This window comes from Thermoplasmata archaeon (assembly GCA_038874435.1).
Taxonomy (GTDB): Archaea; Thermoplasmatota; Thermoplasmata; order Lutacidiplasmatales; family SKW197; genus SKW197.
The window spans coordinates 166878-188066 of the sequence record JAVZCK010000001.1 but is presented as its reverse complement, the minus strand read 5'-3'; the positions used below and the strand labels follow the sequence as shown (position 1 = coordinate 188066).

The window sequence follows — 21189 nt, the reverse complement described above, 5'->3', positions numbered from 1 at the left end:
TCTTATATCACTTCTGCCTTTGCAAGCACAGTAATGCCATTCTTACCCAGCTCGTATGGTTTAATCTTTCTTGAGTGCGCAGTTCTTCGCATTTTCAGCACTTTTAGGAAGGTCTTTATCTCTCCGGCATGCTGTGGGTCTTCCAGATAATAAAGCACAATCACTCCATCTGAAACATATTCCACAATTCCATCTCTTGAAACATTTGAATTTTCTGGCTTTGCTTCCGCTGTGAAGATTGCTGTGGCACCTGCAGTTTTTATCTTCTGGCACAGAGCAAACAAGGTTTCTCGTTTTTCACCTTCGTTTTCAAACATCATAGTAAGCAATGAGATTGAGTCTATCACCAATCTCTGGACATTTGAACTTTCTATAGCCTTCGGTAGTTCGGTCTTTATCTTTTCAATTGAATTTTTAGCATCTGAGGGAGAGAGCTTATAAATAGCGAGATTTCCATTTTGTGTGTAAGGGCGAAGGTCAAAACCGAATGAGAGAGCATTTTCAATTATAGATTCTTCTTCTTCCTCAAGCGTGATGAAAAGTGCTTTTTCACCCTTCTGGAGACCATGGTTGATAAACTGGGTTGCAAAACAGGTTTTGCCTGTTCCGAACGCACCTAGTACACTCACAATGTGCCCTTTGGGAATTCCACCATTCAACATTTCATCAAGTCCAGCTATACCTGTTTCAACTCTTTCCATGTTCACACCCTCACATAGCTTGATACCACCAGTCCTTCCTGGGAATTAATCTCAATTGCAAATTTAGTGATTCTCTCGTTATCCAGATGAAGCAACAATGGCATGAATTTTTCCACATACATGAAACGCTGCCTCCTTGATGTTTTGGTGCTCTTGCTCCATTCAAATGTAATTATACCATCCACACTGTCCATCAAAAGCAGCTCTTTCTGTGGCTCAAGAATGTTGGCAGTGAGCAAAAGGTAAATCACACCCTGCCACTTTTTTGCAACTCTCTGGAGGCCTTTCAGCAGCGTCACAAGGTCGTAAAACTCAATTTTCTTGGTAATCACTAGGTCCGTTAACGCATCTAAAACCACCAGGGATTGCGAGGCATTAGCATCCAGAAATTCTATTAATTCGCCTAGGATGTTCCCTGAACTCTTGTCCTTCCTGAATATACTTGTTTCCTCGCCTGCCCAGGCGGGAGGCACTACCGTGGCTCTGAAATACTCAGCAGAAAAATCCTTGAAAATCACAGATTTAGAAATTGCCTCATAATAATCCTGAGGAAACGAGCCCTTGACTTCTCTCAGTATGTCCTCCTTTGCCCTTGAAATTGTTATAAACAAAAATTTTTCAGGGAGGAAACCTTTAGATTTTTTCAGAAAAAAATCAGAATACTCCCTGTCTTCTTTAGCAAGAATGAGTTTTGCCATGGAGGTTATAACAAACTCAATATGCCCAGCACCCATTTCGCTCTTGAGAATGACCAAGCTGCCCCTAGGTACTCCTCCTCCAATTATTGCATCAAAGTCAGCAACTGCGGTTGGAATCCGCTCCGAATTGGAATTTATCTCTTCCTTCTTAACTGAGAAATCTACACCAGACATCATATTCAACTACCACATTTTCAGTTTTGTTGTTGTAAATGAGAAGATACCAGAAATTTTCTGAGGGAACATCCCATGTTATGTTTATCCTCGTGCCATTTGTGAGAAACACTAGAGCGATGGCTGAAAGATTCCTGTTTTTTCTGTATTCCAGATAGTTAAAAGTGTCTAATATGAATGCCTCCACTTCCTTACTTGCATTTATGGTTCCAGTGATGTTTCCACCTGCTTTCGAATAAAACTCAAGCACTATATCAGAGTTTGGATTGAGTGTTGCATTGCTCACATTGTAGTGCTTGGTCACCTCTTTCGGTGTACTCCAGTCCTTGTAAAGGAAGTAACCCCCAAACCCGCAAGTGATAACCACCAGTAGGACTATCAGTACAATGAACTGTGTGCGTGTCTCCATCATGCACTGAATTATTTTCTCGGATTAAATACTTTTGTTTTCCAATTTTCTCTTTCGTAGGTAAATTACTCCGAAGCCAAGCATTGCATTGACTAGCAACGCAAAGAGAATGCTGATACTTTCACTAACAGGTCCACCAAGTGGGTACCAGTCGCTTGCGCCTGCACCGCCATCTATTGGATAGGCAAGTTCGCTTCCAGTACCCGTGCCGTCCCAGTTACTCCAGTAGTTGCCCTCCTGCGCGGTATTGTCACACCAGAAGTTGCCTCCTACATCGTCGTATGCCTGACAGTTGGTGCCTGGTTTTATCTCCCTGCTTGGTGGCCTATTTCCAATAAAGTTGTTGTGATGGATTGTGTTGCCTGTGGAAGTATCAGTAATGTACACACCATAATTTGCATTGTTGCAAATCCAGTTATAAGTCACAATGTTATTGTTTGCGTATCCCAAGTAAATACCAGATACTCCGTTGTTTGAAATATTGTTGAGGAATATGTAGTTTCCATCAGCTCCTAGCAGCCAAACACCATTGTAAGAATTACCCGAGATTGTGTTGTTTGTAATTGTATTAGAGTTGGATCCAGAATACAAATGGATGCCATGACCTGAATTTCCACTTAGATTGTTATCACAGATATTGTTGAAGGTTGACCCATACATGAAGATTCCATATATGTGGTTACCAGCAACTGTATTGTTCTGAATATTGTTGTTGTGTGCATCTTCTAGGATTATCCCGTAATAACTGTTATTGATAACTCTGTTATTTGTAATGTTATTATCTCCCGTGGAACCACTCAAATAGATGCCGAAGCCATTGTTGCCATAGACATCGTTGTTTGAAATTGTATTATAGTTTCCCGAATATACTCCTATGCCCATGGTATTGCCTGTGAGAATGTTGCTAGTTATTTTGTTGTAACTTGAGGTAGAATCCAAGTAAATGCCAGCGTCATCGTTGCCGGAAACATAATTATTAGTTATGGTGTTGTTAGAAGAGGCAGACAAATAGATGCCGTAATATGAATTGCCAGAGGCATTTGTGTTTACAATAGTGTTGTTGCTTGAGAAATATAAGTAAATGCCGTTAGTACTGCCAAATGCCCTGTTCCCAATTATGACATTATTGTTTGAGCCACTGTAGAAGTAAATTCCATAATTTGAATTAGTACATGTGTTGTTTTCTATCCTTCCATTTGTTACATTTTTGAGGGCGATGCCTGCACCATATGGTGCACTGCCAGAAACGGTCGCATTGGAAACAGCGCAATTTATGATCAAGAAGGAAACTGTCGTGTTTTCTATCCAAATGCAGTATCTGCTGTTATTCGCATCTATCTCGTAATTCTCGATGATGTATGGATTAGATTGACTACCATCACCCGCCCATCCATAGAATTGGGCGAACGCGACAAACTCGGAATTGCCGTTTATGTGGAGAGGTAAAAGCGGAAGTAATGAAAGCGGATACCAGTCGCTTGCACCACCAATGCCGTCAATGGAATAAGCACCTGAGGTGCCCCAGCCATTCCCGTCCCAGTTACTCCAGTAATTGCCTTTCTGTTTGGTGTCGTCATACCACAAATTCCCACCAACACCATCGTATGCCTGATATTTGCCATCACTTATCCCCTTGCTTGCCCCCTTGTTGCCAATAAATGTATTGTAATGGATTTTGTTGGCAGTGGAGGCAGATGTAATATAAAGTCCGTAGTTTGCATTGCCGTAAATGTGGTTATAGGTTATGTTGTTGTTGCCGGAGCCATACAGGTAGATGCCATAGTTTGTATTGCTACTGGCAACATTGTTTGTGATGTTGTTGTTGCTGGAAGTATACAAATAGACCGTACAAAGGCTACCCCCAAACCCATAATTACTAGATATCTCATTATTGCTTGCCGAATACAGACGGATACCATAGTTGAGGTTACCACTAACATTGTTGCTTGTTACTATGTTGTTCTGGGAATTTCCATAGAGGTTAATGCCATACCTTGAGTTATAGCATATATTATTTTCCACTGTTCCATTTTTAACATTATTCAATGCAATTCCTGTGCCCTGAGGTGCACTGCTGGTAGATGTAGCGTTAAACACGGTGCAATTTCTGATTGTAAAATAAACTGTTGTGTTCTCTATCCATATACAGTATGGTCCACCCGCACCGTCTATCTCATATTCTTCAATAATGTAGGGATTGCTCTGGCTTCCATTACCCTGCCAGTGCTCATTTGCTGCCTGGTTTGCGAAATCTGCGTCACCGTTGATGTGTATTGGAAGATGCGTCCTGATAGGATACCAGTCGCTCGCACCAGCGCCTCCATCAATGGGATAGGCATTTGGTGTGCCCCAGTTACGTCTGTCCCAGTTACTCCAGTAATTGCCCTCATGGGCTGCGCTGTCATACCAAAAGTTGCCGCCAGAATCATCGTATGCCTGGCAATTGCCAGAAACGCCTTTGCCTGCACCGTTGTTACCGATGAAATTGTTGTGGTGGATTGTGTTGCCTGTGGAACCAGACGTGATGTTGACTCCATAGTTTGTATTGTTGCAAATCCAATTGTATGTTATTTTGTTGTCACTTGAAGATGCTAACCTGATCCCGTATTGGGCATTGGTAGATACGGTATTATTTGTGATGTTATTGTTATTTGATGATATCAAACGAATGCCATATTGGAAGTTGCCAGAGACATTGTTGTTTGTAAGGTGGTTGTCATTGCTCGATGAAGATAGTCTAATGCCTTCATATCCATTGGAAGAGCCATTGTTAAGTGTTAGAGTATTCTTTGTCGAGGAAGTTAAATATATGCCATAATATGTGTTACCGGAAGCATTGTTATTGATTATGATGTTATTGTGTGAAGAATCAAGAAAGACCCCTCTGAAGGTCCCATATACATGGTTAGCCTCTAGTTTGCCAAATTGTACATCCCTTAGGCAAATTCCTGATGAATATGGGAAAAGACCTGATGAATCTGTCGCATTGTAAAGCTTGCAGTTTCTTATCACAAAATATACATTAGTGTTCTCTATCCAGATGCAATGACTTCCGCCATTTGCGTCTATCTCGTAGCCTTCAATTATGTATGGGTTGCTCTGGCTTCCATCACCAGGCCAGCCCTCACTTGTTGCTTGTGTAGCAAAATCCGCATTCCCGTTTATGTGAATCACTGCGTGTGGTGTGCCTCTTATTTCCATTCCCACATCTCTGGTCCGCACTTCTGCTTGAGGAGACAGATACAGCCCAAACATTGTGAACCTCGCATTTTCACACCGCAACGCATTCTCCAGCTTGCATTCCATGTTCTGCCAGTCAATCATGTAGAAGTAAACTGCGTAATTTTCACCAACACCAAGTAAATTCTTACCTGCCATCGTCTCCATTTCTTTGCCATTTGTTGCTGTAGCCACACTCTCTCCAATGTGCCAATTCCACTCCTGCTGCACCACACCAGCAAATGTCAGCACCCTACTTGCCTCTATCTTCCCATTCTTGCCCACAATCTCTATCGATTTCTCCGCACCCACTGCGAAGTTTTGCGATGGTTTGAAACCTGTTGCAGGATTGTTATCTGCGTCAACAAACACATAAGCTACATCTCTGCCATTTGCATTTGGGATTGCCATTTCCCTCTGATTTGCCACATACACTGGGTTCTCTGAGGGTGCCTCAATTGTATATCTACCATCACCAGCAAGCAAATTGCCATACACCTTTGCGTAGAATGCCACATTCTTGCCCGTTTCTGCAGTTGCATACTCAGCAAGGTCTATGTTCTCTGGCACACCAAAATCCCTTTTCTTCGTCGTCTTTTCAACGCCCTGCCAGTCCTCAAAACTGCCATCTATCCTTATCGCACCAGCACTGCTGCTCTGCCATGTGAGAACCGCTACAACGCTAACCACAAGCATTGCAAGCACAAAAACAGCCAAAACTTTGCCATGGCTTCTGCTTTTCTTCAATTTTCTTCCTGCCCTATAACCATTCCCGTTGGTGAAACCATTTGTCAGCCCATTTGTAAAACCACGGGTGTTGTCTCTGCCATTTCTAAGCCCTAAACTCTTCGTAGTTTTACTCTCCAATTTCATCATTACCACAATCGCAAATGAAGAGGAGATGGTATATAAAATTTTTTTATTATCTTATCTATCCTTCCACAAAAGATTAACTTGAAACTGATTGTTAATGAAACCAACCATATGTCGAAAAATAGAGAGAAATAGAAAAATCACTTTCTTCTCCGACAGTTCATTAGCAAGATACCTAGGATAACAATGCCGAAAATTGGTAGGACAGAGAGTTCGTTCACAGGCCCTCCAAGTGGATACCAGTCACTTGCACCGGCACCACCATCAATAGGATAGGCATTTGATGTACCCCAACCGTTACCATCCCAGTTACTCCATTGATTGCCTTCCAGCAGGGTCCCGTTATACCATATGTTTCCACCAACCTCGTCGTATGCCTGGCAGCTCCCTGACACACCTTTACCAGCACCGTTGTTGCCGATGAAGTAGTTGTGATAGATGTAGTTCCCAGTTGAGCTGTCTGTGATGTTAATTCCATAATTTGTGTTGTGGTAAAGTGTGTTGTATGTGATGTTATTGTTATTGCTGGAGGCCCAAAGACGAATTCCATCCTCATTTCCCTCAGAAACATTGTTCAGGTAGATGTCATTATAGCTTGAATAGTATATTCCAATTCCAACACCGTTGTTACCGACCACAAAATTCTCAGAAATGTTATTGTAACCGCAAAAATTCCATAGAGAAATCCCATAACCTATGTTACTTGAAACATTGTTGTTCTTAACAACATTGTAATTGCTCGAAGCATGAATGATTATACCATACCATGCGTTCCCATGTACAGTGTTGCCCGAGAGAATATTGGCACTTGATTGCTCTAAATATATGCCATAACTATTATTTGCTGCATTGTTGTTTGTTATGTTGTTGTTAGTTGAAGATTGCAAAAAGATGCCATACTGCAAATTGTCAGAGACAGTGTTATCCGTTAGTTTGTTATAGTTTGATGAATTTAAATAGATACCACGAGCAAGATTCTCAGAGGCATTGTTGTTTGTTATGTTGTTATTATTGCTTGATGAAACCAACTGAATGCCATCGTGGTTGTTGTTAATAACATTATTGTTTGTTATTGTGTTGTAGCTTGAGGAGGACAAATAGATGCCACCATCGTTACCTGCGACTGTATTGTTTGTAATCGTGTTGTAGTTTGACTGGTCCAAACAGATACCATTAGAATTTGAGCCCACATCATTATACTCAATAATGTTGTAGTCACAGCCCTCTTTTAGATATATTCCATGGTTATTATTACTGTTTATTATGTTATATCCAACATAGTTGTAGGTAGATGTATCATAGAGATAAATTCCGTTACCATTATTTCCTGTAACATGATTGTCATAAATTGTGCAGGATGATGAATATACTAAACTTATTCCTATATTGTTTGATTCCACAACATTACTATATATGCTAATATCCTCACAGGTATCAACCGATATGCCTACATCGGAGTTTGTTCGTACATTGTTGCCTACAATCAAGTTACTGCCGTGGCAAACGCTCAAATAAATGCCGTTGGCATTCTGTATCACTGCGTTGTTGTATATCGTGCCATTTGACACATTCCAGAGTGCCATTCCTGAGCCACCCGGATTGGCACTCATATTCGTAGCATTCCAAACTTTACAGTTCTGGATTATGAAATATACATTCGTGTTCTCTATCCATATGCTGTAAGAATCTCCTTCGCCGTCTATTTCGTAACCGTCAATTATGTAGGGGTCCCATGCTGCCCCATTCCCTAGCCATCCATAGATAGACGCAAAGTAACTGAAGTTTGCATTCCCTATAATATGAAGGCGTGGAAGCTTTGGCATTGCCGGTTCTGAGAGTGGATACCAGTCGCTTGCCCCCGCCATACCATCAATCGGGTAGGCACTTGCTGTGCCCCAGCCATCCCCATCCCAGTTACTCCAGTAATTGCCTTTCTGGTTTGTGCCATTGTACCAGGAATTTCCACCCACATCATCTTTTGCCTGGCGGTTGCCATTAGCGTCTCTAGTAGCTCCGTTGTTTGCGATAAAGGTGTTGTAATGAATTATGTTGGAAGATGAACCTTGAACAATACTAATTCCATAACCTATGTTCCAACTGAAATTATTGTATGTAATGTTGTTGTTTGTTGAGGAAGAAAAGATGTACATTCCGATATTGTTCTGGGCAATCGCATTATGGAAAATCTTATTACTAGAGGCAGATGCTAAACCAATACCATAGACCGAATTGGAAGTCACGCTATTGTATGTGATATTGTTGTTATTGGCATTTGAGATCTGAATCCCATAATTGTTCCCGATCACCTCGTTGTATGTAACATTGTTACTATTCGCTGAATAAACGAAGATACCATAATAACTACTATAAATATTGTTATCTCTCACATCGCATCTGGTGGATGCAGTGATGTAAATTGCATACTGCAAATGATTGTAAACAATGTTTTCTGAGAGTCGAATGCTCTTCGAGTATTCCACAATGATCCCAGAACCAGAAAATCCAGATGGGTTACCAGATATATCGTTGTTGGAAATAGTATCATTGTCAGTCGCCTCAAGGAAAATGCCGCACCCATCTCCCATTATGCTGGTTATCTGATTTTGAGCTACAAATGCATACGAGGAGTTGTATATTCTGACGCCTGCATCATTCCAGTTTTCTCCACGATAATTTATCACATTCTGAGTTATCTGAGAGAGAGGACAGGTCTCAAATAGGATACCTATACGAATGTTGTTAATTTCGTTCCTTGTTATTAGAAGACCAAGAGAATGGTATGCTCCGATTCCTTTGTCGCCAAAAGGAAATGTAGCACTAAACTCATTCTCCTCTATCACAACATTTGTGCTGAATTGAATTTCAACACCGGATACATAAGATGTATCAAAAGTAGAATTCGTAATTTGGGTGTCATCACAACCCACAATCATTGCTCCAAACAGATTATAATATGAACTCATGTTCATTATCTTGAGCCCACTGCTGAAACCCGCCTCCACACCCATTGTGGCATTTCCTGTAGTTATATTGGCCACGATAATGTTCGTACAATTCGCTATCAGTACCTGGCCTGCGTCTTCCGGCACTGTAATCCAATCTCTATCCTTGTAATAATAGACTGGCTGTCCGTTCACAATGTTGGTAGTATCAATTTCATGCGAAGTCCATGCTTCAACTGCATCACCAAAAATTGCAATTCCGTTGTGCGTCAAATTATTTTCAACAATGCTGCAATTCAAAGCATTGTTGAGGAATACACCTACCCAGTTATTCGCTATATTATTCCAACCAATTGTACCATTTGAACCATTGTAAATTGCAATCCCGGCGCCATGCGGGTCGTCATCAATTAGCGATGCGTTTCGTAAATCACAATCTGTAACATTAAAATACACTGTGGTATTCTCTATCCATATGCAATATGCAAATCCCTCTCCATTTATGTAGTACTTGCTTATTCTGTAGGGATTACTTGGTGTGCCATTGCCATCCCAACCATAAAACGCAGCGTAATAGGCAAACTCTGCATTTCCATTGATGTGAAGTGGAGGAAGAACTGGCTTGGAGAGTGGATAGTGGTCAGAGGTTTCATAACCACCAATCCAGTAAGCGTCTGAAGTCCCCCAATCCTTGCCATCCCAATTACTCCAGTAATTTCCTTCTTGCGCGGTATCGTCATACCAAGAGTTGCCGCCCACCTCATCGTATGCCTGATTATTACCGACAACGCCCTTGCCTGCACCGTTGTTCATTATGAAGCTGTTGTGATGAATTGTGATGGCAGTGGCTCCATCAGCAATACAAACGCCGAAATTTGTGTTGGCATAGAAAATGTTGTAGAAAACTATAGTTCCAGTTGAAGAATATGCAAACCTGAGACCATGAGTGCCTGATTGGGAAATGTTGTTGTGGAATATTGTTATACTATCCGACGTATCAATTAAGATTCCTTCGCCACAACTATGAATTTTGTTATACTTTATCACATTATTGTTTGAATCATAGATGTACAGCCCGTATCCAAAGTTGTTTGACATATTGTTCTCAGATACAATGTTGAACGTGGAGTGGGTTAAGTTTACACCGTCATTATTTTCATGGATTTCATTGAAGAGAATAACATTGCTATCACCATAGTTTGAGTATATTCCAGCTTGGGTGTTATGATGAATATTGTTTCGTTGGATTGTGTTGTTATCTGCATCATATATGTAAATTCCATGTTGTCCATTACTGTAAATTGTGTTGTTTTCAATAGTGTTGTTTGGAGAATATGCAATATAAATGCCGTTGTAATTGTCAAAAATTGTGTTATTTGTGATTGTGTTGTTGCTTGAAGATTGTATGTAAACACCCTGACCAAAATCACCACCATTAGAAATCGTGTTGTTATGTACTGTGATTCCAGCAGAATTTTGACAAATGTAAACACCGATTGTTGAGTTTAAAATTACGCTCTCTTTCACAGTTCCATTTTTCACATTTCGCAGCTGAACAGCGGCATTATCATAATACAGATTACCATTTCCTGTTGCATTGTGGAGATAGCAGTTCTTGATAACGAAATAGGCGGTTGTGTTCCCAATATAGATACAGGAGCCATAGCCTGTGCCGTCAATCTCCCAGTCGGAGATAATGTAGGGGTCCCAGGGTGAGCCAGTTCCACTTTTAACCCCGTTTGCAGGTGTAAAATCAGCATTGCTGTTTATCCTTATTGGCAACCTGGTCGGCAGCTTCAATGGGAAGAAATCTGCAGCGACTCCACCATCAATAGGATAGGCATTTGAGCTGCTCCAGTTATGTCCATCCCAGTTGCTCCAGTAGTTGCCCTGATATCCAGTATACCATGTGCTTGCCCCAGAGATATCATAGGCCTGACTCAAACCTGAATTTCCCTTAGTCGCTCCTCTGTTCTGGAAGAAATTGTTGTGATGCAGAACATTGTTAGTACATCCAGAATAAATTTGAACTGCATAATTCATGTTGGTTCTGAAGGTGTTATAAGTAACTGTGTTTGAGCCGCTATTACTTATAATGAGGCCTAGGTAATTCTGAGAAATGTTGTTATTCAGCAATGTGTTATTCCCACCATAGAAGAGTGCCATACCTCCATAATTGTTTCTGAGCACAGTATTATTGGATATTCTTCCATATGTGAAATACACGATACAAATTCCGTAATCCACATTGTCTGAGACCAGATTCCATTCCATCTCCGTATTGTTGGCGGAATTTGAATATACTCCATAATGGGTATTTCTAAGAAGAACATTTGATTTTATGGTATCATTTTCTGTATTTCGCATAAAAATTGCACAGAATCTGCAATCCGAAAAGTTATTGTTTGTGATTGTCGTATTCCTTGAAAAACCGATGAGAAGTGCAGTGGTGGTATTATTAATTGCTACACCATTGACTGTCATCGCTATACAGTTTGCCAGGATTATCTGCCCTGCAAGAGTATCTACAGCACTGCCAGTTTGGTTACTGTAATACCTGATAGGTTTTCCATTAACTGTGTTAGTTGTTTGAATCATGTGGGTATTCCAGTGGCTAACCTGCCCACCATCTAAATGGATACCGTCATAGTACATTGTATTGCCAGTGATCGTGAGGTAACTGCACTCATAGATATCTATTCCTGTTTCCGAATTAAATGAAATATTGTTATTTTTTATATTCAGTCCATTTGACATTTTAATGTAAATACCATCAACATTGTTTGTAACTGTATTGTTATCCACAACTCCATTTGTAACGGAGATAAACGCTATTCCAGCACCGTACGGAGACGCTATATTGTCTGTGGCGTTTCTTATTGTTGAGTTAGAAATCCTAAAGTAAAGATTCGTGTTCTCAATCCAGATGTTGTAAGATGAAGGAATGCCTGTCGCATTACCATTGAGATAGTATCTATCTATGATGTATGGATTTGCCGAAATTCCAGCACCTGGCCAGCCATAGAGTTTTGCATAGAAAACAAACTCCTCGTTACCAACAATATGCAGCGGAGCAAATGTTCTGTTGGATAATGGATACCAATCCGCACCACCAGAACCGCCGTTTATCGGATAGGCACTTGAAGTGCCCCAACCAGTACCATCCCAGTTACTCCAGTAGTTGCCTTCCTGTCCGATACTTTTATTCCAGTAGTTCCCGCCAACATCATCATACGCCTGGCAGTTGCCGTTCACACCCTTGCCTGCACCGTTGTTGCCGATAAAGTTGTTATGATGAATAGAGTTCCCTGATGAGCCAGATGCAATATACACTCCATAGTTTGTGCTGTTGCAAATCCAGTTATAGGTGATGTTGTTATAGCTTGAGGCTGAGACCTGAATCCCATAGAAATTATAAGATAGATTGTTGTTTGTTATTATATTGTTATTTGAGGAAGAGAATAAGGATAACCCATAATTTGTGTTGTTCACTTTGTTCTCGGACAGGTAATTGAAACTACTGTTGGATAGAAGAACTCCTGATGATGAAACAGCATAGATATGGGTCCTCCGAATTACATTTCCATAACTATTTTCCAATCGAACTCCCACATTGCCAGATGTGCCTGGAATTTTGTTCTCAGTTATAGTCGTGTCTGTGACATCATACAAATAGATTCCTCGCCAACAATTGCTGATAGTATTATTAAATAAAGTTCCGTTTTTTACATCTGTCAGATAAATACCAATTCTATCGCTCAAACTCGCGTTCTTCAGCAAGCAGTTCCGGATTACAAAATACACATCTGTATTTGCTATGTATGTGCAGTTCAAAGTCCCATTACCGTTTATGTAGTATCCATCAATAATGTATGGATTTAGTTTCGTGCCATTTCCAGGCCAGCCGTAAAGCATAGCATAGAATGCAAAGTCCTCGTTGCTTGTTATGTTGAGTGGATAGAGTACTGGCATCGAGATTGGATACATGTCGTATCTCCATGTTCCATTTACAGGGTATGCACTAGATGTTCCCCATCCACTTCCATCCCAATTGCTCCAGTAATTTCCCTCGTATGTGGAAGCATCGTACCAGTAATTTTGTAAAGATATATCTTGTATATCTCGCGCCTGTGGGTTTCCATTTACACCTCTTGTTGCAGAACCATTGTTTTTCCAGAAACTATTATGGTGGATTACATTATTATACGCATTAATTGAAATAAGTACGCCCTCCGCTGAGTTGTTATAAAATAAATTATACATGATTTTATTGTTATTTGTTTGTGAACCACGTAAGTATATCCCTATTCCTTTATTATCTGAGACATTATTTCTTGTGATGTTGTGGCCCATAGAATTATAGTATATGCAAATTCCGGTGTTATTATTTGCATAAATTTTATTTTCAGTCACATTACAAGCCACACACTGGTATAGAAAGATACCGTGATAGTCATAACCACCATATCCATTGGAATAGACAACATTGCGAGAGATATTGATATATCCGTAGCCACCAGCGTTCCCATTAACATATATTCCAGTCCAGCTATTATTGAAAACGGTATTTCTCTCTATAGAGCAGTATGAGGTTATCGTATAGACAAAAATTCCGTGTCCCATATTTCTAGATACATTGTTACCGCTGATTTTTGTGTAGGAACACCCAGACTCAACACGGATTCCCTCCTTGGAGTTGTTGGATACATTGTTATTTGTTATGGTGTTATTGATTGAATAGGAGTAGATGTAAATGCCATGGTTAGAGTTGCTGGAGACATTATTGTAGGCTATGGTGTTGTTTGTGGAATAGGAGTAGATGTAAATGCCGTAGTTAGAGTTGCTGGAGACATTATTGTAGGCTATGGTGTTGTTTGTGGAATAAGAAGCTACGTAAAGACCATAGTTTCCATTATTAGTAATGGTGTTGAATGTTAAAATGGTGTTGTTTGTGTAGTTCAAATGTGCACCATAGCTGTTGCTAGAGGCATTGTTATTTGTTATTATGTTGAATCGTGAATTCCCATATAGATAAATCCCATATATTGAGTTATTGCACTTGTTGTTTTCTATTGTTCCATTCCTCACATTGTTTAGTGCAATTCCTGCACCGTAAGGTGCACTGCCAGAATTTGTCGCATTGTAAACTGTGCAGTTTCTTATTACAAAATACACATTCGTGTTCTCTATCCAGATGCCATACATACCTAATGCTGGTGCTTGTCCTCCATCTATTTCATATCCATCTATAATGTATGGATTTCCTTGGGTTCCATCACCAGGCCACCCATTCAACTGTGCTTCTGTTTGAAACCCAACATCACCGATTATATGTATCGGTGAATGTGGTGTGCCTCTTGTCCCGCCATTTGCCATAGTGTTTTCACGCTGGATTTTTCCTGCTCTGTAAGCAAACTCACTTGCATCTTTTTCGCCAAGCCAGTTTGTCATCTCAAAGTAGAATTTCGTGTCGTTATTGAGGCCAGCAAGAGCACTGCCTGCAACACTGAACTCAATTTTACCATCGCTCAAACCATGAGCAATGTTTGGATTCTGGATTTCCTCTGCCTTAACACCATTCTCCCACTTCCAGGCCCTTGCACTTACTACCTGTCCATTTCTCCCTTGTAACTCAATCAGATAGCCATGAGAAATCATTGCTGGATTGAAGGTGTTGATTGTAGAATTCATCAAATCAATGTAAACCCTTGCCACATCCGTGCCCAGATTTTCTTTTATCACCACTGGCGTTGGTGGTCCTGGCTGCACTGGGGGTCTGGCACCAAGCACAGGGATTTCGCAGCCAGCAAGCATTGTGCCATCCACTGCCATGTAGAAGTATGCATTGCTTGCAATTGCACTGGCATACTCTCGCAAATCAATGTTCTGGCTTGCATCTCCACTTACATCACTCCCCTTCTCCACACCCTGCCAATCACCAAACGCACCATCAATCACAATTCCTGAAGGTAAGGAACCAAAGTATGCTTTGCCACCGTTGCCCACAATTCTGTAGGGTACATTCGTGTCCACACTCTGTACACCAAACTCAAATGCCTTACCATTTGTCAAGCTCTTTGCTTTGCAACTCACCACCACTTCTTCATTCACTGCAATGTCCTTCTTTGGTAAACTCACATTCGCATTTGCCACGCTTATGCTTTCCACATGCACATCCTTACCCTTTGCAATCAATCTTAGCTCGAGCACATCAGCATCTGCATATACCACATCATTGCCAATAAAATTCTGGTAAACCACTAAACTTCCTTCAGTTTTGCTTACCAGCGCCATGCCCCGTTTCTCTGCATAAACACTGCCCTCATAGTGTCGCATCGCAACAAGGCCTATTGGCTCTGTCATTCCTGTAATCTTCGCACTTCCTTCAACAATGTTCCCGCTTTTCTCCACGACCACACCGCCAACACTTTCCCAGGCACTGTAATTCAATTCTGGCTTTATAGATGTACTCCCTTCTTTAAACACTGCCACTGATGAAGTATGAATGTTGCCATTGAATCCGCTAATCTCTATCTTTGCATCTGCTCCTATGTTCTCCACCCTGTAGCCAGTGTTTGGATTCCTGTCCTTGTCGATAAACAGAACAAGGGTATCATAGCCACTGTTTGCACCATTAAACGCAGTGCCAGCAACTTTCACATAGAAATAGCATTTTTCATTGCTGTAGTAAATGCTGTATTCTGTGATTTTTATGTCTGGGTTTGCAAAGTCCTCACTGTCTTTATAAACCGCAAGCCCCTGCCAATCATCTATGTTTCCATCCACCTTAATTTTTTCTGAAGGAATCGTGAAAAGCCAGAATGCAAAAACTGAGATGGCAATTACCACAACCACAAGTCCCACAACAACCTGTTTTACCCGGCTAACTTTTGCTGGTCTTTGCCTCATGCCAGGTTTCTTCAATCCGTTTACATACCCTGGCTTCCGCTTTCCAAGTCCATTGGTGTAGGCCTCTCTCGCAGTCACACTCTTCTTCAACCCATTTGTAAATGCTTCTCTACCAACCAATGCCTTTTCTTCCTTCACTGCCTCTGGCTCTTTTTCTACCTTCACCTCTTCTTTTTCCACCGCAGGTGCAACAACTGGTTTCTCCTCTTCTGCAGACACAACCTCTTCCTTTGCCCCAGGCACGACTTCTGGTTTTACCTCAACTGGCTTTGGCTTCTTTGCTTCCTTCTCCAGTTCTTCACGAGTTATTTTCATATCAAAGCTTTTCGAAAGCACATACAGCTTCTCCTGCTCCATGCTCTTGTCATTTATCACAGCCAGAACCGTGTTGCCGTTCACCGCGGCCATGTCACCAATCTTCTTCAGAAACTTAACAACCTTATCAAAGCCATTTTCAAGGATGAGGGTTTCAATACAGTCAAGAACTAGCACACCTTCCTTGTTGTTTTTTAAGAAGTTGCCCACTTCACGCATTAACTCAAATTCCATTCTACCTGGCTTCACTGCACCTTTCTCTGAGGATTCTGAAATCCAGAGCACCTCTGAATCAAATTTATGGAGTTTCTTGAGTTTAGCTGGGAATGTGGTGCTAACACAGAGCCCTGGCATTCCTTCCGAAAGAAATTGGCGATAGAGTTTGTAGATGTGTTTGGGGTCCTCCTCATAAATGAGAACACTTGAGCCTTTCATTTCTTCAATTTTCTCTCCACCCTCCTCCTCTGCTGTCTCCTCTTCTGCCACCTCTTCTTTCACAACTTTCTTCACAACGGGTTTTGGCTTTGCCTTCATCTCTTCCTCATCCATAATTATAATGCCCTTTGTTTTGCTCACACCCAATTTCTTGTAGGAGGTTTCATAGAATAAATTATCTAAAGAAATTATTCCTATTCTTGCAACCACCCTCTCCTCTTCCCTTCGATGCTCAATGTCCAGTACACCGTTGAAATGCGAGTGAAACGCGGAAATTACCTTCTGCTCATGCATCGTCTTGGAAATTTTGAACAGAGCTCCGCCATTGTATTTCTTGATTCTCGCTGTCAGCCCTTGCGAAAACTTGAATGCGGTTTCGAAGCCAAAAACTTTTATAGCATTTGAAAGAATGTCTGAATAAACTCTGAATTTTTTGCCTTCAATTTTCTTCAGAATTTTTGAAATTGCAATTTCCACATTTGTTAAACTCTTTGAGCATTTGTAAATTGCACCTTTCTCCTCTACCCCTATTATTCTTTCATTTCTGAAGGAATACCAGTCCACAATGTAGAGCGTGCCATTCTTTTCATGGGTCTCAGCATTTATTCCTATTGCACTCATCAACTTTTTAAAGTCATCTGGTGAACTCTCGGATAACACCGCAATACAAATCTCTCCTTTAGTCAGTGCTTCCTTTATATACTGTCTCACAAGCAGGTCTGTTTCCAGCCCCTCATCGGTCTGCAACAGCAGCATATAATCCGCAGGTATTCCCTCTTCTACTAGCTTATTTATGCCCTCTATCTCAATCTTTCTTGCGTCCATTTTCTTGCCCCCAGTATACATACACTTTAGATTGGGATGCCAAATATATCCCTCTAAGGGTTAGATGCAGGATTATTTTGTGTCTATATGTCCTAAGACTTCATAGCTTATAAAGATTTGGCATCCAATTGAATTTCTTCCTTACACGAACGGCAGTTTCACAACCCTTCCTGAATAGAACTTATCCCTTATCTTGATTTGCACTTCCATGCCCTCTTTTGCAAGTGCATTCGGCAAATAGCCCAGAGCAATACCTTTGCTGAGCATCGGTGAAACGGTCCCTGAAGTAACTGTCCCTACCTTTTTTCCGCCAACATAAATCTCGAAACCGTGTCTTGGAATCCCTTCTGAAAGCAAAATTCCGACTAGACGGTCATAGTTCCCACTCGCCTTTTGTTTCTCAAGTACTGTTCTACCAATGAAGTCATGGTCATATTTCACAGCAAATTCCGCATTTGCCTCAAGTGTTGTCCTATCATCATGAAAATCTGTGCCAGAAAGCAAGAAACCTTTTTCAAGTCGCAGTGTATCCCTTGCACCAAGCCCCACTGGAATTATCCCAAATTCTCTTCCTGCATCAAAAATTGCCTCCCAGATCGCTTCTGTTATCCCAGCATGGGCAATTATTTCAAATCCATCTTCTCCAGTGTAACCAGTCCTAGAAACAAAACAAAGTTCTCCGTGGGCAAACGCCCTTATCTTCTCTCCATGTACCTTCTCTAGCTCGACAATCTGATTGTAACCGAATGCAGGCGTCTCCTGTTTTGTGTGCACTTTTGCTTTATCCATAGCAATAAAATCAGCTTTGAAAAAACTAAGTTTTTCAAGCGGATAGCTTGTAAGTTTTGCCAGCACCTTTGCGGCATTCTTCCCCTGTAGTGCAATGCATCCAAGAGCATCGGAGGCATTAATTATTTCCACATCTCCATTTTTGTGCTGGGTAAACCATTTGTACATCTTCTCAATTGTAGCCGCATTTGGCACAAAGAGATAGGTAAAATCACCAACCCTAGCCCCTATCATATCATCTAAGATTTTTCCCTCTTCATTTAGCACATGTGTGTAACGGCATTTGCCAATCTCGCAAGTGGCAAAATTGTTAGTGCAGAGCTTGTTGAGAAAGTTGCCAGCGTCCCTGCCATAAATTATGAAATCGCCCATATGAGAGACATCAAATACTCCAACGCTCTCCCGCACTGCTTTATGTTCCTGAATTATGCTCTTGTACTGGATTGGCATCATAAACCCAGCAAATTCAACCATCTTCGCACCATTTTTCACATGCCACGCATACAGCGGAGTTTTCTTTGGTTCCATTTTTCTCACCTTTTTTCATGCTGGGGCCAGGATTTGAACCTGGGAACCCCTATGGGAGCAGATCTTGAGTCTGCCGCCTTTGACCAGACTTGGCAACCCCAGCACATGGGAGAGGTAATGGATGCAATTTAATTAATCTAACGGTAGGACTTAACTGCCTCTACATCCCAGCCCTTGCCATTTTTCTTGACATCACCACCATTACCGTGCCAAGAATGGTTATCAGGCAGCCCCATATCACACAACCAGGTATTCCTGCCCCTGCAAATATCAACGCTAAACCCATGAATACACAGATTAGACCAAGCCAGATGAACATCCTTGAGAGCCCGAATCTATTACCCCACATTTCTCTGCCTCAATGGGTAGAGCAGGAGAAACAGGGGTCGTAGGCACGCAACAACGCTTCAGTCAAACGCACAAGCTCCTCCCTTGGCTTGTTTATGTTTGCAGTGAGCAGTGCCGTCAGGTCCTCCTCGATATTCTGCACATTCTGAGCAGTGGGCGTAATTATGTTTGCCTCCTTCACAATGCCGTTCGCATCCACAGTATATTCATGGAAGAGAGTACCTCTTGGTGCTTCAACAACGCCAACACCCGTGCCAGATCTTACAATCTTAACTGGCTTCTCGTCCTTCAGTGTTCTTGCAAGCTGGGATGCAATCTCAATGCCTTCCTCGGTGTAATGCACAAGTTCAACACCTTGCGCCACAAGGTTATGGAATGGGTTATAGCTTGGGAATTTTACTGGCCCATTCTTTGCAAGTTCCTTTGCTTTCTCGCCCAGCCTATCGCTAAACAAGTTTACTCTTGCGATTGAACCCACGAAGAAGCCATGCCCATTTCTTGTGCTGAATTTAGTGTGAGAGTATGGCCTGAAGACCTCATTCGTGTACTTTCTGTAGTCCTTTGCAGGTGCCCGCACACCTTCACTGGACACAATCATTCCTCCATATGATGGATACATCTCTCCATCGTCAATTGCTGAGTATTCCGTCTTCCTCTGAAGCTCTGGATATTTTATGCTTGCTGCAAGGTTGTAGGTTTCAATGCAGTCATCCAAAACACCCTTCAATTCTTTAACAATTCTCTTCAATTCTGTCTTTGTGGGAAGCTTCGCAAAACCACCAGGCACTGAAGAAACTGGATGGACAGCTCTTCCAGAAACAACTTCAACGATCAGGTTTCCCACATTTCTTATTTTCAGCGCTCTCTTAACCGCCTCAGGATTTCGCATGTAGACATCCACCACACCATCTGCATTCAGATACTCAGGTAATGCAAGCACATAAAGATGCAGTGCATGGCTCTGGAGCATCTGTCCCACATTTCCCAATCGTCTCAACAACTTTGTCTGTTCGCTCACCTCAATTCCCATCGCATTCTCCACTGCTTGCACTGCAGCGTAGTTATGCACGACTGGACAGACCCCGCAGATTCTTGAGGACATTGCAATCACTTCATCTGCTCTTCTATTGCGCAAGAAACTCTCGAAAAGCCTGGCACCTTCATGCACTTCCATTCTCACCTTTGGTTTCCCATCCACAATCTCAAAATTAATAATTCCATGCCCCTCAATCTGTGTAATGTAATTCATCTCCACATTCATTGTTTACCACCTCCAACTGCCCTGAAAGCCTGTGCAGCTGATGTGTACTTTCTAAATAGCCTAATAATGTCATCCTGACTTGCAATTTTCTTAAGGAGTTCAAGCTCTGCAGTCATTTCTGGCATTTCAAGAGGCCCTCTGCAACCATCGCAAGGCATGTTCGAGGATGGGCAGGGTGCTCCGCAGCCACCATAAGTCACAGGGCCAGCACAGGGTGTGCCCTTAAGTAGCAAACACGAATTGCCCTTGCTCTTGCAGTCCATACAAACTGGTCTTGTGTGTTCTCTTGGAATCTTACCTGCGAGCAAGTCACTCACAACTTTGTCAAAGTCCTCTCTGACAATTGGACAACCACGAATCATTGCATCCACTTTGATTATTTCCCCAAGCGGCTTGACTTCAATCACTTCTATTTTTTCGCCTTCCTTGCCATACACATACCTTTTACCTTCGTTCACATCCGTGAAATTGTTGAGCGCTGCAATTCCACCGAAACATGCACAGGAGCCTAGGGCAACCACAAACTTGCTATGTTCCCTGATTTTCTTCACGAGTTCAACTTCATGGCTTGTTATCACAGAGCCCTCAATAAACGCAACATCAAAATTTTCCCATTTGTTTGTTTTCTGTCCAAGTCGGAAATGCACAAACTCAAAACTCTCTAAAATCCTGTCGATGTACTTCGAGTTTACAATTTCCACTTCGCAACCCTCACAATCAGTTAAATCAAATATTGCCACTTTTGGTTTTGCCATTTTGACCA

At 41.6% G+C, this 21189-nt stretch carries 9 protein-coding genes and 1 tRNA gene; all 10 read right to left on the bottom strand.

The features are described from left to right. Positions 1 to 2 precede the first annotated feature (2 nt). The 10 genes from QXD64_00780 to QXD64_00735 all read right to left on the bottom strand — a co-directional run bounded on the left by QXD64_00780 (position 3) and on the right by QXD64_00735 (position 21181). Complete coding sequence (locus QXD64_00780; protein MEM3395850.1) at positions 3 to 701, bottom strand: KaiC domain-containing protein; 699 nt, start codon at positions 699 to 701, stop codon at positions 3 to 5. A 2-nt stretch (positions 702 to 703) separates the two neighbouring features. Continuing rightward, positions 704 to 1576 (bottom strand): recombinase RecA, encoded by an 873-nt coding sequence (locus tag QXD64_00775; GenBank protein MEM3395849.1) that lies wholly within the window; start codon positions 1574 to 1576, stop codon positions 704 to 706. Continuing rightward, complete coding sequence (locus QXD64_00770) at positions 1548 to 1982, bottom strand: hypothetical protein (GenBank protein MEM3395848.1); 435 nt, start codon at positions 1980 to 1982, stop codon at positions 1548 to 1550. The genes QXD64_00775 and QXD64_00770 overlap by 29 nt, the downstream gene beginning before the upstream one ends. Positions 1983 to 2006: 24 nt before the next feature. Further along, positions 2007 to 6074, bottom strand: a complete 4068-nt coding sequence (locus QXD64_00765; protein MEM3395847.1) for a NosD domain-containing protein — start codon at positions 6072 to 6074, stop codon at positions 2007 to 2009. Positions 6075 to 6214: 140 nt separating this feature from the next. Beyond that, complete coding sequence (locus QXD64_00760) at positions 6215 to 17500, bottom strand: NosD domain-containing protein (protein ID MEM3395846.1); 11286 nt, start codon at positions 17498 to 17500, stop codon at positions 6215 to 6217. A 141-nt stretch (positions 17501 to 17641) separates the two neighbouring features. Then, positions 17642 to 18817 (bottom strand): glycine cleavage system aminomethyltransferase GcvT, encoded by a 1176-nt coding sequence (locus tag QXD64_00755; GenBank protein MEM3395845.1) that lies wholly within the window; start codon positions 18815 to 18817, stop codon positions 17642 to 17644. An 18-nt stretch (positions 18818 to 18835) separates the two neighbouring features. After that, positions 18836 to 18920, bottom strand: a tRNA-Leu gene (locus QXD64_00750). Positions 18921 to 18977: 57 nt separating this feature from the next. Next, entirely contained in the window at positions 18978 to 19166 is a 189-nt protein-coding gene (locus tag QXD64_00745) for a hypothetical protein (GenBank protein MEM3395844.1), read from the bottom strand. A gap of 9 nt (positions 19167 to 19175) precedes the next feature. After that, the gene (locus QXD64_00740) at positions 19176 to 20426 is read right to left on the bottom strand and encodes a Ni/Fe hydrogenase subunit alpha (GenBank protein MEM3395843.1); all 1251 of its coding nucleotides are present in this window, start codon (positions 20424 to 20426) and stop codon (positions 19176 to 19178) included. Continuing rightward, complete coding sequence (locus QXD64_00735; protein MEM3395842.1) at positions 20423 to 21181, bottom strand: hypothetical protein; 759 nt, start codon at positions 21179 to 21181, stop codon at positions 20423 to 20425. Before QXD64_00735 ends, QXD64_00740 begins: the two co-directional genes overlap by 4 nt. Between the last annotated feature and the right edge of the window lie 8 nt (positions 21182 to 21189).

What these genes read in the sequence shown, in the direction of transcription:
- QXD64_00740 (MEM3395843.1), bottom strand. Translation starts at nt 20,426, where the DNA reads ATGAATGTGGAGATGAATTACATTACACAGATTGAGGGGCATGGAATT.
- QXD64_00745 (MEM3395844.1), bottom strand. Translation starts at nt 19,166, where the DNA reads ATGTGGGGTAATAGATTCGGGCTCTCAAGGATGTTCATCTGGCTTGGT.
- QXD64_00770 (MEM3395848.1), bottom strand. Translation starts at nt 1,982, where the DNA reads ATGGAGACACGCACACAGTTCATTGTACTGATAGTCCTACTGGTGGTT.
- QXD64_00735 (MEM3395842.1), bottom strand. Translation starts at nt 21,181, where the DNA reads ATGGCAAAACCAAAAGTGGCAATATTTGATTTAACTGATTGTGAGGGT.
- QXD64_00775 (MEM3395849.1), bottom strand. Translation starts at nt 1,576, where the DNA reads ATGATGTCTGGTGTAGATTTCTCAGTTAAGAAGGAAGAGATAAATTCC.
- QXD64_00765 (MEM3395847.1), bottom strand. Translation starts at nt 6,074, where the DNA reads ATGAAATTGGAGAGTAAAACTACGAAGAGTTTAGGGCTTAGAAATGGC.
- QXD64_00755 (MEM3395845.1), bottom strand. Translation starts at nt 18,817, where the DNA reads ATGGAACCAAAGAAAACTCCGCTGTATGCGTGGCATGTGAAAAATGGT.
- QXD64_00780 (MEM3395850.1), bottom strand. Translation starts at nt 701, where the DNA reads ATGGAAAGAGTTGAAACAGGTATAGCTGGACTTGATGAAATGTTGAAT.
- QXD64_00760 (MEM3395846.1), bottom strand. Translation starts at nt 17,500, where the DNA reads ATGGACGCAAGAAAGATTGAGATAGAGGGCATAAATAAGCTAGTAGAA.